Source organism: Streptomyces sp. NPDC102274 (assembly GCF_044766385.1).
In the GTDB taxonomy this organism is placed as follows: Bacteria; Actinomycetota; Actinomycetes; order Streptomycetales; family Streptomycetaceae; genus Streptomyces.
In genome coordinates, this window is the sequence record NZ_JBIWLW010000007.1 from 213,748 (window position 1) to 226,201 (window position 12,454).

A 12,454-nucleotide genomic window follows, 5' to 3' on the forward strand; every position below is an offset into this window, starting at 1 on the left:
CACCACCCGCACCACGGCTGTCCCGTGAGCGCCGGGAAGGGACACCGGCCACGGCCGACCCCGGAGACCGGCCCTCCCGTACCCCGCGGATGGCGTACGGTGCCGCCCATGCCCAGTGTGCTCGTGGTCGAGGACGACCAGTTCGTACGCTCCGCCCTCATCAGGCACTTGACCGAGGCCTCCCACACCGTACGGAGCGTCGGCACGGCTCTGGAGGCGCTGCGCGAGGTGGCCCATTTCCGGTTCGACGTCGTCATTCTCGACCTCGGCCTGCCCGATCTGGACGGCGCGGAGGCCCTGAAGATGCTGCGCGGCATCACCGACGTACCGGTGATCATCGCCACCGCGCGGGACGACGAGGCGGAGATCGTACGGCTGCTCAACGACGGCGCCGACGACTACCTCACCAAGCCCTTCTCGGTGGAGCATCTGGCGGCCAGGATGGCGGCCGTACTGCGCCGTTCGCGCGCCACCGCGGGCGAGGCCACGCCACCGCGCGTCATCCGGGTCGGCGGGCTCTCCATCGATCCGTTGCGCCGCCAGGCCGAGTTGGACGGCGCCCGGCTGGATCTGACCCGGCGGGAGTTCGACCTGCTGACGTTCCTCGCCGGGCGCCCGGGGGTGGTCGTGGCGCGCAAGGAACTGCTCGCGGAGGTGTGGCAGCAGTCGTACGGCGACGACCAGACCATCGACGTCCATCTCTCCTGGCTGCGGCGGAAACTCGGCGAGACGGCGGCGAGGCCGCGCTATCTGCACACGCTGCGGGGCGTCGGGGTGAAGCTGGAGCCGCCCGTCCCCGAGGCGTCCGTCCCGGAGCCGCCCGTATGAGGTGGGCCCTGGTCAAGGTGGCCGTGGCCGTGACGGTCATGGTCGTCGTGGCCTTCGCCGTCCCGCTCGGACTGGTCATCAAGGAGATGGCCAGGGACCGCGCGTTCTCCAACGCCGAGCGGCAGGCCGCCGCCATCGCACCCACCCTCTCCATCACCACCGACCGCGAGCAGCTGGAGCGGGCCCTCGCCTCCACCAACTCCGGTGCCGCCGGGCGGATGGCCGTGCATGTCCCGGCCGCCGCGGGGGCGGAGACCGGTCGCCTGGACATCGGGCGTGGCCGGGCCGCCGAGAAGGATCTGCGGACCGTCCAGCGGATCCCCCGCGTGGCCATGGCCGAGGCCGCGGGCGGTTCCGTACTGCTCCAGCCGACTGCCCTCGGCTCCGGCCAGATCGCGATCGTCGAGATCTTTGTCCCCCAGAACGAGGTCTCCAAGGGCGTCACCAACGCCTGGCTGGTGCTCGCCGGTGTGGGATTCGCGCTGATCGTCGGGTCCGTCGCCGTGGCCGACCGGCTCGGCGTGCGGATGGTCGAGCCCGCCCAGCGGCTCGCGGGCGCCGCGCACGCGCTGGGCGAGGGAAAACTCGGCGCGCGGGTCCCGGAGGAGGGCCCCGCCGAACTCAGGTCCGCCGCGATCGCCTTCAACGCCATGGCCGACCAGGTCGTCGGGCTCCTCGCCAACGAGCGGGAACTCGCGGCCGATCTCTCGCACCGGCTGCGCACCCCGCTCACCGTACTGCGTCTCAACGCCGCGTCCCTGGGCGAGGGACCGGCCGCCGACCAGACCAGGGCCGCCGTCGCGCAGCTGGAGCGCGAGGTCGACACGATCATCCGTACCGCCCGTGAGGCCAAGCCACAGACGGCGGCGGCGGGTCCGGCCGGCGGGTGCGACGTCTCGGAAGTCGTCACGGAGCGGATGGACTTCTGGTCGGCGCTGGCGGAGGACGAGGGCCGTACGGCACGGGTCGCCGGCATCGGCCGTCCCGTACGCATCCCGGTCGTCCGCGCCGAACTGGCCGCCGCCCTCGACGCGTTGCTCGGCAATGTCTTCCGCCACACCCCGGAGGGCACGGACTTCTCCGTCGATGTGCACAACGGGGAGGACGCCGTGATCGTCCTCGTCTCGGACGCGGGCTCCGGCATCGCCGACCCGAAGGCCGCCCTCGCCCGGGGCAACAGCGGCGGCCGGGAGGGCTCGACCGGGCTGGGCCTGGACATCGTGCGCAGGGTGGCCGAGTCGACGGGCGGCGACGTACGGATCGGACGCTCGGTGCTCGGCGGTGCCGAAGTACGGATCTGGATCGGCCTCGACGGATGGCGCGCCGCGCACGGGCCGCGCCGGGGCCACCGGCTGCGGCGGCGCGGACGCCGCGCGGGCCCGGACCTTTAACGGCTTCCGATGCGCCCCTTAAGCGCGCCCTAAGAACAGCGGCGCCCGCCCGGAACGGGCCGTTCGTCCGGATCGGGGCGGCTAACGTGCTGGCATCAGCCTCCCTCCCGCTCGTCCCGCCCCACCCGGGACCGCGCGCTCCGGCCGGTACGCAACCCCCCACCCGGCCGGGGCGCGCACACCCCGCTCGACACGCTTCAGCCGACGGGCACCTCCGGCAGTACCCCCGTACCCGCCAGCCGGGCATACCAGCGGGCGCTCGACTTCGGCGTGCGGCGCTGTGTCTCGTAGTCCACATGGACCGCGCCGAAACGCTTGCCATAGCCGTACGACCACTCGAAGTTGTCCATCAGCGACCAGAGGAAGTAGCCGCGCACATCGGCCCCGTCGGCGATCGCGCGCCGCACCGCCGACAGATGACCGTGCAGATAGCGGATCCGGTCCGGGTCGTGGACCGCGCCGTCGGCGTCCGGCTTGTCGGCGTACGCCGCGCCGTTCTCGGTGATCATCAGGGGCAGCCCGGGTGCCTCGCGCGTATAGCGCAGCAGCAGGTCGTACAGTCCGCTCGGATCCACCGACCAGCCCATCTCGGTCCGTTCGCCGGGCGGCTGGTGGAAGGCGACGGATTCGGCGCCCGGCCAGGGGGAGTGCTCGCTCGCGCCGTGGCCGTCCTGACGGTCCCGGCGGCCGGTGTCCTGACCGGCTTCCCGGGCGGCGTCCTGGCCGGCGGCGGAGACCACCGCGGGCTGGTAGTAGTTGATGCCCAGCGAGTCCAGCGGCTGCCTGCTCGCGGCCTCGTCGCCGGCGCGGACGAACGCCCAGTCGGTCAGCCGCGCGGTGTCCGCGAGGAGGTCCTCGGGGTACGCGCCCGTCAGCATCGGGCCGGTGAAGACCCGGTTCGCCAGGGCGTCGATACGGCGTCGCGCGTCCAGGTCCCCGGGGGACTGCGTACGGGCCCTGACCGCCGCCGGGTTGAGGCTCACCGAGACCTGACCGCCCGCCGGGAGCACGGAGCGCAGCGCCTGGGCCGCGAGTCCGTGGCCGAGGTTGAGATGGTGGGCGGCGCGCAGGGCGGCCACCGGGTCCGTACGGCCGGGCGCGTGCACACCGGATCCGTACCCCAGAAAGGCGCTGCACCAGGGCTCGTTGAGGGTCGTCCAGCGCGTCACCCGGTCGCCGAGCGCCTCGGCGACGGTCCGCGCGTACTCCGCGAAGCGGTACGCCGTCTCGCGCTGGGGCCAGCCGCCCGCGGCCTCCAACTCCTGGGGCAGGTCCCAGTGGTAGAGCGTCAGGACGGGTTCGATGCCATGGGCGAGCAGATCGTCGACCAGACCGCGGTAGAAGTCGAGACCGCGCTGTATGGCCGGGCCGCGGCCGGTGGGCTGGACGCGCGGCCAGGAGACCGAGAAGCGGTACGCGTTCACGCCGAGGTCCGCCATCATCCGGACGTCCTCGGCCCTGCGGTGGAAGTGGTCGACGGCGATGTCGCCGGTATCTCCCCTCTCGACCTTGCCGGGCGTATGGCTGAAGGTGTCCCAGATGGAGGGCGTACGGCCGTTCTCCCGTGCCGCGCCCTCGATCTGGTAGGCGGCCGTGGCGGTGCCCCACAGGAATCCGGGCGGAAAGGCGTCGGACATGATCTGGCTCCCATTGGCCGTAGGAATGGAGGGATGGAGGGATGTGGCGGTACGAGAGGGACGCCGGGGGCATCGGGGCTGCCGTACGGGGACCGGCCGTACGGGCCCTTCAGCCCTTGACCGCGCCCTGCATGATGCCGCCGACGACATGTCTGCCGAAGATCACGAAGGCGACCAGCAGCGGCAGTGTGCCCAGCAGCGCGCCGGCCATGATCACCGACTGGTCGGGGATATAGCCGCGGCCGAGCCCGGTCAGCGCCACCTGCACGGTGGGGCTGCCGTTCTGGGTCAGCGCGATCATGGGCCAGAAGAAGTCGTTCCAGGCCATCACGAAGGTCAGCATCCCGAGCACGGCCATCGCGGGCCGTGCGGCCGGGAAGACCACATGCCACACCACCCGCAGGCTGCTCGCGCCGTCCACCCGGGCCGCCTCGATCAGCTCGGTGGGCAGCGCCCCGGTCAGATACTGCCGCATGAAGAACACACCGAACGCGCTGACCAGGGTTGGCAGAATGACGGACTGGAGCTGATCGGTCCAGGACAACTCGGCGATCAGCATGTACAGCGGTACGACGCTGAGCTGCGGCGGCACCATCATCGTCCCGATCACCAGCAGCAGAAGCAGATTCTTGAACCGGAAACGCAGCTTGGCGAAGGCGAAACCGGCGAGCGTGGAGAAGACCACCGTGCCCGCCGCGATCGCCCCGGCGACGATCGTCGTATGGAACAGGGCCGCGCCCATATTGGCGTCGGTCCAGGCGATTTCGAGGTTCTTGAAGAGATTTTCGCCGAACCAGAAGGGCGGTGGGGTCCGGGCGAGCCGGGTGTTGTCGCGGGAGGCCGCGACCGCCGTCCACACCAGGGGGAAGAGCGAGCCGGTGGTGAAGAGGATCAGTACGGCGTGGGTGACGCGCCCGCCGTGCAGCTGCCGCCCCGCGCCCTTCCTGTTCCTGCCGTTCCCGCTGTCCCTGCTGCTCCTGTTGCTCCCGCGGCTCCTGTTCGTGCCGCTGATCGTGTCGCCGGTCTGCGAAGTCGTGGCCATCTCTCTCCCCCTACGCGCTCTCGCGGAGACGGCGGGCGATGATCCAGTTCACCGCGCCGATGATCAGCAGGATCAGGAACATCGCCCAGGCGATCGCCGAGGCCCGGCCGAGATGCAGATTCACCCAGCCCTGCTCGTACAGATAGAGCCCGAGCGTCTGGAACTGATGAGCCGATCCGCCCGTGGCGCCCGCGCCGCCGTTGAACAGCAGCGGCTCACCGAAGAGCTGGGTCGCGCCGATCGTCGAGACCACACACGTGAACAGGATCGTCGGCCGCAGCGAAGGGACGGTCACATGGCGGAACTGCTGCCATCGCGAGGCCCCGTCCAGTGCCGCCGACTCGTACAGATCGTCCGGAATGGCCTGCATCGCCGCCAGATAGATCAGCGCGTTGTAGCCGGTCCAGCGCCAGATGACGATCGTGGAGACCGCGAGCTGTGAGGTCCAGGTGCCGTTCTGCCAGTCGACCGGGCCGACACCGGCCAGCCCCAGCACCCAGTTGATCATTCCGTAGTCGCGGCCGAAGAGGAGGACGAAGACGAGCGCCGCGGCGGCCACCGAGGTGGCGTACGGAGTGAGCACCGCGACCCGGAAGAACATCGAACCGCGCAGCCGGTAGTTGAGCAGATGCGCGATCCCCAGCGCGATCAGCAGCTGCGGAACGGTCGAGAGCACCCCGATGGTGACGGTGTTCTTCAGCGCGTTCCAGAAGAAGTCGTCGCTCAGCAGCCGGGAGAAGTTCCGCAGCCCCACCCACTCCATGTCGGTGGGCGCGGTCAGCTCCACGCGGTGGAGCGAGGCCCAGCCGGTGTAGAGGAGCGGGAAGAGACCGAAGGCCAGGAAGAAGACGAAGAACGGGGCGATGAAGGCGTACGGGCTCCACCGCACGTCGCGGCGGTACCAGCGGCTGCGCCGCTCCCGGCGCCGGTCGTCCTCTGCCTCACCCCGCCGTTCCGGCCGCTCCCGCGGCCCGGCGGGCACCGTGTCCACGGGCACCGTTTCCCCGGCGCCCGCCGTGTCCACGGGCACCGTTTCCCCGGCGCCCGCCGTGTTCCCGACGCCCGTCTCCGGGACGGCGGTCGCGTCACTACTGGCCATCGGTCACTGATCCAGCGCGTTGTCGATCGCCTTGACGGCCGCGTTCCAGCCGTCCTTCGAGGACGTGCCCTTCTGGTCGACCTGGAGCATGCCGACATCGGCCAGGTTCTGCGCGATGATCAGGTCCTTCGGGCCGACGATCTGGAGCGGTACGCCCCGGGCGGCCGCGGAGAAGATCTCCCCGATGGGGGCGTTGCCGAAGTACTCGTGCCTGGCGCCTGACACGGCGGGCAGCGCGTACGCCGCCCGGGAACTGGGGAAGCTGCCGCGCTTCGCGAAGAACGTGGCCTGCTGTTCGGGCGCGGTCAGCCAGGCGACCAGTTCGGCGGCCTCCTTCTTGTGCCTGCCCGCCTCGGGCACCACCAGGAAGGAGCCGCCCCAGTTGCCGGGCTTCGGCGCGGCGGCCACATCCCACTTGCCCCTGCCCGCGGCGCCGGACTTGTCCTGGATGTAGCCGAGCATCCAGGCAGGGCAGGAGACGGTGGCGAAGCCGGCGTTCGCGTATGCCTGGTCCCAGGCCGGCGTGTACTGCTGGAGCCGGGCGGTCAGTCCCGCCCCGGCGAACTCCGCGGCGATGTCCCACGCGTTCCGTACGGCCGGGTTGGTCTTGTAGATGACCTTGCCGTCCTTGTCGTAGAACCGGTTCGCCTCGCTGCCGCTGATGGCGGCCATGACACCGCTCGCCGAGTCGACGAAGGCCGTTCCCTCGGGCGCCTTGGCCTTGAACTTCTTCCCGGCGTCCAGATACTTCCGCCAGTCGCCCGCCCACAGCGCGCCGACCGACGCGCGGTCGCTGGGGAGCCCCGCCGCGGCGAGGAGATCCTTGCGGTAGCAGATGCCCTCGGGCCCGATGTCGGTGCCGAGCCCCATGGTCCGGCCGGCCTTGTCGGTGGCCTGCGACCACTTCCACGGCAGGAAGCTGTCCTGCCGTACGCCGCGGATCTTTCCGAGGTCCACGAGTTTGTCCGCCTGGGTGGCGGTGATCTCGGCGATGTTGTTGACCTCGACGGCCTGGATGTCGGAGAGCCCGCTGCCGCTGCCGAGGTGGGTGAGCAGCTGGGGGTAGTAGTTCTCGTTGCGCTCGATGGACGTCTGTTTGATGGCGATGTCGGGGTGGAGCTTCATGTACTGGTCGTAGAGCCCGGCCTCCTTCAGGCCGAAGGCCCCGAAGACCCCCACCGTGAGCGTGGTCCTCCTCTTGCCGCCGTCCCCGCCGCCGTCCCCGCCGCCGTTCGTGGCGCTGCCGGAGGGGCCTTCGCTGTCCTGGGCACAGCCGGCCATGACTCCCGCGCCGAGCGCGGCGACGGCCGCGAGGACCACCACCCGGGACGAGCGGGTGCCTGTACGCATGACGTCCTCCTGGTGCACCGAACGTGCAGTCCCTCCCGGCCCAGCGGCCGGCCCTCCGGGCGTGGTCGAGCAGCGTACGGGGCAGGTACGGGTCGGGCGTGGTGGGAGCGCTCCCACGTACGACGTGTTGAAGCGTCGCGGGTCCCCGCAAGGGAGTCAAGGGACCGGGCTGGACGCGGGACGGATTCATCGGGGAGGCGGAGTGCCATGGCCCACGCTGTGTGGCCCGGACGAACGAAGATCGCCCCCGGTCCCTGCTTTCGCAGGTCACGGGGGCGATCTTGTAAGGGTGAGTAACGGGACTTGAACCCGCGACATCCTGGACCACAACCAGGTGCTCTACCAGCTGAGCTATACCCACCAAGGGCCGGTCTTCGTTCCCTACCGGCCGAGAAAAAGTGTACAGGGTCCGCGAGGGTGCTCGCGCCCGGATTCCGGGGCCGGGGCGGGGACCGGTCCGCGGGCCGGTGCGGGGCGCCGGCCCGGGGTGGTCAGGTCCCGGGGAGCACGTGCTTCGCGGCGATCTGCTTGGCCGTGTCCGAGTCCGGGCCGGGCTGGGGTACGAAGACCGCTTCGCGGTAGTAGCGCAGCTCCGCGATGGACTCGCGGATGTCCGCCAGCGCGCGGTGGTTGCCGCTCTTCTCCGGGCTGTTGAAGTAGGCCCGCGGGTACCAGCGGCGGGCCAGCTCCTTGATCGAGGAGACATCGACGATGCGGTAGTGGAGGTAGCCCTCCAGCGTCGGCATGTCGCGGAGGAGGAAGCCCCGGTCGGTGCCGACCGTGTTTCCGCACAGCGGGGCCTTGCCGGGCTCCTTCACATGCTTGCGTACGTATGCGAGGACCTGCTCCTCGGCGGCGGCGAGCGTGGTGCCGCCCGCCAGCTCGTCGAGGAGTCCCGAGGCGGTGTGCATCTGCCGCACCACCTCGGGCATGGTCTCCAGCGCCGTGTCCGGCGGGCGGATCACGATGTCCACCCCTTCGCCGAGCACGTTCAGCTCCGAGTCGGTGACCAGCGCGGCCACCTCGATGAGTGCGTCGTCCGTCAGCGAGAGCCCGGTCATCTCGCAGTCGATCCACACCATTCGATCGTTCATGCGCCTTACCCTACGGGGCGCTCCGCTGGCCGGGCAGACTCGGACGGCCCGGACCTGTCGCGTACATGTCGGAACCCGTTTTCCCGTGCTCCGCCACCGTCGCCGACGCCGTCGCCTGGCCGGGCGTACTGGCGGCTGCCGCCGCCCGCCTGGAGTGCGGGGACACCTGGGCGGGGACCATCGACTCCATGACCCCGTGGGGCATGGAGTCGCCCTGCGGCCTGCGGGCCCGGTAGGCGGACCGGTAGGCCGCCGGGGAGGAGCCCAGCTGGCGTCGGAAGTGGCCGCGCAGTGCCACCGGGGAGCGGAAGCCGCAGCGGCCCGCGACCTCGTCGACCGAGTAGTCGGAGGTCTCCAGCAGCCGTTGTGCCTGGAGCACCCGCTGGGTGATCAGCCACTGCAGCGGCGCGCTTCCGGTGAGGGAGCGGAACCGCCGGTCGAACGTACGGCGGCTCATGTACGCGCGGGCCGCGAGCGTCTCCACGTCGAACTGCTCGTGCAGATGCTCCAGCGCCCAGGCCACGACCTCGGCGAGCGGGTCGGAGCCGATTTCTTCTGGTAAAGACCTGTCCAGATAGCGCTCCTGGCCGCCGCTGCGCCGTGGGGGTACGACCAGTCTGCGGGCCAGCGCGCCCGCCGCCTCCGCGCCGTGATCTGTCCGGACTATGTGCAGACACAGATCGATTCCGGCCGCTGTCCCCGCGGACGTGAGCACATCGCCGTCATCGACGAACAGCTCTCTCGGATCCACATGGACGGACGGATAACGCTTGGCGAGCGTCGGTGCGTACATCCAGTGCGTGGTGGCCGGCCGGCCGTCCAGCAGACCGGCCGCGGCGAGCACGAACGCGCCGGTGCACAGACCGACGATCCGCGCGCCCTCTTCATGGGCACGGCGCAACGCGTCCAGTGCCTCCGGCGGTGGCGGCGACGTGATCGACCGCCAGGCCGGTACCACCACCGTGCCGGCCCTGCTGATCGCCTCCAGGCCGTACGGCGCGGTGAGTTCGAGGCCGCCGGTGGTGCGCAGCGGCCCGTCCTCCCCGCCGCAGACGAGCAGGCGATAGCGGGGAACCCCGGCGTCCTGGCGGTCGATTCCGAACACGGAGAGCGGGATGGAGCTCTCGAAGATGGGGCCACCGCTGAAGAGCAGCACAGCGACGACTTCCCGGCGACGTCTCCCGGAAAGTTTGCGTGCTGACTCCGGTGCGGCAATGGAGTCCTGGCTCATGGTGCTAAGCCCCCTTCGGTGTTCGCGTCTCCCCGTTCTTGTCGGGCCTCTCGCTCCTGCACGATTCCCCTCGGTTTTGCACGGGTCCCCAGCCTTCGATACTCATGATCGAATCTACTGTGTCCCGTGGTGCCGGCGTGACAAGTTCTCCAACCGGCGCTATGTCGACAAGGCAACTTGGCGCGAAGCATTCGATCACGAAGCGTTCCACTCGGAAGCCGAGAGTGGAAGTGGGCCTCGCATGCATGGCCCGTCCCCGTAGGGTGCCAAGGACCGGTGCGGTCCTTTCTTCCCTGGTGGCAAGGGGGTTGGCAGGCCATTTCACCAAGGGGTCTACTCAAGCGCGAAGTTGGCTGAAAAGCGATGGGTGCGTCGGTGTGATGCACTCAGTATCCCGGCGCACACCTTTCGTGTGCACGCGAGCCCCGGTGCGCCCCTTGGGGGCCCCGGGAGTGACGGCTTCCGGACGTTGCGTACGTTACGTACATCATGGCCTCCTCCGCGTACTGCCGGGCGGCGGCGCGATCGGACCGGCGCGGCAGTGGCCGGCGGACCGCGGTCACCACGACGAGACCGGGCGCGGCCGCCGCCGAGCCGCCGAAGGACGCGCCGTACGCCGCGAGGACCACCGGGACCAGCGGACGGCTGAACGCCGCCCGGCCGGCCGCGTCGCCCGCCGGCCCGGCGGCTCGGCGGCGGGCCGGGCGGCGGGCGCGGCGGAGGCCGGCGTCGCCCGGCCCGGCCCCGTGCGGTGCGCCCCATGATGCGCCCCGGAGCGCGCTCCGTGGCGTGCGGGCCCCTCGGTGAAAGCGGGGGCTTGAGCGGTCGGTGAGGCGGGCACGGGGACTCCCTGGGGCCGGGGGCATGGCCGATGGCCAACGAGGAGCGGAGCCCTCCGGTCACTCCGGGGCCGCGCGGGGGCGGCTGTAGAGACCATCCGGCATTGCCATCCGGGACGCCCTCGTGCATGCTCCCTGGAACGCCGCGTGCGGGGCGCCGGGCTCTGGGCAGGAGAGGAGTGCCGCCGTACCCTTTGGGGTATGGGCTTGGGAAGATGATTCCCGGACACAGCTCCCCCTGCCACGCCCCTTGTTGATCCTTCTCAAGAGGACTTTCTTCGCCGAGACACTCATGGCCGGTCACGAAATCCCAGAACCCGCAGACCGCGAGCAGGTAGCCGACCCACTGTCGGACCTGCGAGCGGCGGAACAGACGCGCGCTTCCTGCGATCCCGCCTTCCGGCACGGAGTCGTTGTCGGCTTCGACGGCTCGATGTCGAGTGAACGGGCCCTCGCGTACGCCATCGGCATGGCCAGACGGCTGGGCTCGGGCCTGATCATCGTCCATGTCGCCAACCGGCTGCCCACCACGGTCTGGGCGGGCTGCGAGCCCCCTGTCTTCGTGGACGTGCCCGACCATCGCACCGAAGTGCTCGGCCTCGAACTGGCCTGCGCGGACTATCTCGCCGAGGTGCCGTGGATCCTGGTCGAGCGCGGCGGCGACATCTGCCACGAACTCGAAGAGGTCGGCCAGGAGTACTCCGCCGACGCGATCGTCGTCGGATCCACGCACGGCATCGTCGGGCGGATCTTCGGCTCGGTGGCGGGGCGGCTGGCGCGGCGCGCGCAGCGGCCCGTCGTGGTGATCCCGTAGCCCCTCGCGCCGCCGTCCCCGCGCGCGACCGTCTCCCTTCGCGACCCCCCGTGCGCAACCCTCTTTGTGCATCAGCCGCGTTGGCGTCAACCCAATGCTGACGGTATGTCAACTCCCTTGCCCGCACTGTGAATCTACTCACAGGTAGAGGTGGATTGCGTGCCTGTGAAGGGTACATATCGGCCGCTGGGACACAGCACCACGCACATCGTGAAGGGAGCCCGCCGTGGACAACGCCGTCTCTGCGGGAAGTGCTGCTTCGACCAAGGTTCTGGGCCATCTCGCCCTGGGCCTCACCCTGCTCGCCTTCGGAATCGGCCACACCGGCGTCGTCGACGGAGTGACGGCGGTCGCCGCCGTCTCGCTCGCGCTCTATGTCGGCGGCATCGCCCTCTTCCTCGCCGGACTGCTCGAATTCCGGGCGGGGGACTCGTTCACCGGTACGGCCTTCGCGGGCCTCGGCGCCTTCTGGTTCACCTGGGGGACCGGAGTCGGCCATCAGGTCACCGCGGACGCGGCGGGCCTCTTCCTCGTCCTCTGGGCACTCCTGGCATTCAGCCTGGCCGTCGGCGGCGCGGGCGCGGGGCCGCTGGTGATGAGCGCGTACGGACTGTTCTGTGTCGGGCTGCTGCTGCTCGCCGTCGGCCAGTTCGCCGACAGTACGGGCCTCACCAAGGTCGGTGGCTGGTTCGCCGTCGTGGCGGGCCTCGCCTCCTGGTACGCGGCGACGGCCGCGCTCGCCAAATGGCCGACCGCCCTGCCGCGCCGTCGTGCTGCCGGCCGAGGAGTGACGGCCACCGGCTGAGAGCCTGTCGGGTGGCCTTCGATCGGAGAGCGCACGCACCAGGGCGTGGCCGCCCGTTCAGAGGTCACCCGACAGGCTCTGAGGCAGCCGCGGGCCGGCGCCGAGGGCAAGGGCCTGTCCGGCTGATCCATGAAGATCCGCCGACGGGCTCTGGCGCCGGCCCCTTCGGGGAGCGCCCCCGGCGCGATGGGTGGCACGCGCTGGGGGCGCTCTCGCCGTACGGCCCCGCGAAAGGCGAAGGCCACGTGAAAGGCCGAGGGGCCCGCGAAAGACCGACGGCCTCGCGAAAGGGCGAGGGCCTCGCGAAAGGGCGAGGGCCTCGCG

Annotated in this window: 10 protein-coding genes and 1 tRNA gene; 4 read left to right on the forward strand and 7 right to left on the reverse strand. The window is 70.7% G+C overall.

Annotated elements, in window-relative coordinates; all coding sequences use genetic code 11:
* The first annotated feature begins 108 nt into the window (after positions 1-108).
* Together ACIRQP_RS12730 and ACIRQP_RS12735 are read left to right on the forward strand one after the other, a co-directional pair.
* Complete coding sequence (locus ACIRQP_RS12730; RefSeq protein WP_403887668.1) at positions 109-828, forward strand: response regulator transcription factor; 720 nt, start codon at positions 109-111, stop codon at positions 826-828.
* The gene (locus tag ACIRQP_RS12735) at positions 825-2,219 is read left to right on the forward strand and encodes an ATP-binding protein (RefSeq protein WP_403887671.1); all 1,395 of its coding nucleotides are present in this window, start codon (positions 825-827) and stop codon (positions 2,217-2,219) included. Before ACIRQP_RS12730 ends, ACIRQP_RS12735 begins: the two co-directional genes overlap by 4 nt.
* A 197-nt stretch (positions 2,220-2,416) precedes the next feature.
* Here the strand turns inward: ACIRQP_RS12735 and ACIRQP_RS12740 are convergent, their stop codons facing one another.
* The 7 genes from ACIRQP_RS12740 to ACIRQP_RS12770 form a co-directional block, all read right to left on the reverse strand.
* The gene (locus tag ACIRQP_RS12740; protein ID WP_403887674.1) at positions 2,417-3,856 is read right to left on the reverse strand and encodes a glycoside hydrolase family 1 protein; all 1,440 of its coding nucleotides are present in this window, start codon (positions 3,854-3,856) and stop codon (positions 2,417-2,419) included.
* A 109-nt stretch (positions 3,857-3,965) separates the two neighbouring features.
* Positions 3,966-4,898 (reverse strand): carbohydrate ABC transporter permease, encoded by a 933-nt coding sequence (locus tag ACIRQP_RS12745; RefSeq protein WP_403887677.1) that lies wholly within the window; start codon positions 4,896-4,898, stop codon positions 3,966-3,968.
* A 10-nt stretch (positions 4,899-4,908) separates the two neighbouring features.
* Positions 4,909-5,997 (reverse strand): carbohydrate ABC transporter permease, encoded by a 1,089-nt coding sequence (locus tag ACIRQP_RS12750; RefSeq protein ID WP_403887680.1) that lies wholly within the window; start codon positions 5,995-5,997, stop codon positions 4,909-4,911.
* A 3-nt stretch (positions 5,998-6,000) separates the two neighbouring features.
* Positions 6,001-7,347 carry an ABC transporter substrate-binding protein gene (locus tag ACIRQP_RS12755; protein WP_403887683.1) on the reverse strand — a complete coding sequence of 449 codons (1,347 nt, stop codon included), beginning with the start codon at positions 7,345-7,347 and terminating at the stop codon, positions 6,001-6,003.
* A 288-nt stretch (positions 7,348-7,635) separates the two neighbouring features.
* A tRNA-His gene (locus ACIRQP_RS12760) sits at positions 7,636-7,708 on the reverse strand.
* 130 nt (positions 7,709-7,838) lie between these two features.
* Entirely contained in the window at positions 7,839-8,441 is a 603-nt protein-coding gene (gene orn / locus ACIRQP_RS12765) for an oligoribonuclease (RefSeq protein WP_403887686.1), read from the reverse strand.
* A 10-nt stretch (positions 8,442-8,451) separates the two neighbouring features.
* On the reverse strand, positions 8,452-9,672 hold the full coding sequence (locus ACIRQP_RS12770; RefSeq protein ID WP_403887689.1) for a GlxA family transcriptional regulator: 1,221 nt from the start codon (positions 9,670-9,672) through the stop codon (positions 8,452-8,454).
* Positions 9,673-10,803: 1,131 nt separating this feature from the next.
* Between ACIRQP_RS12770 and ACIRQP_RS12775 the strand changes: the two genes are divergently transcribed.
* Together ACIRQP_RS12775 and ACIRQP_RS12780 are read left to right on the forward strand one after the other, a co-directional pair.
* Positions 10,804-11,325, forward strand: coding sequence for a universal stress protein (locus ACIRQP_RS12775; protein ID WP_403887692.1), 522 nt, complete (start codon positions 10,804-10,806; stop codon positions 11,323-11,325).
* A gap of 226 nt (positions 11,326-11,551) precedes the next feature.
* Positions 11,552-12,130: an acetate uptake transporter gene (locus ACIRQP_RS12780; protein ID WP_403887695.1), complete on the forward strand. Its 579-nt coding sequence runs from the start codon at positions 11,552-11,554 to the stop codon at positions 12,128-12,130.
* Positions 12,131-12,454: the final 324 nt, after the last annotated feature.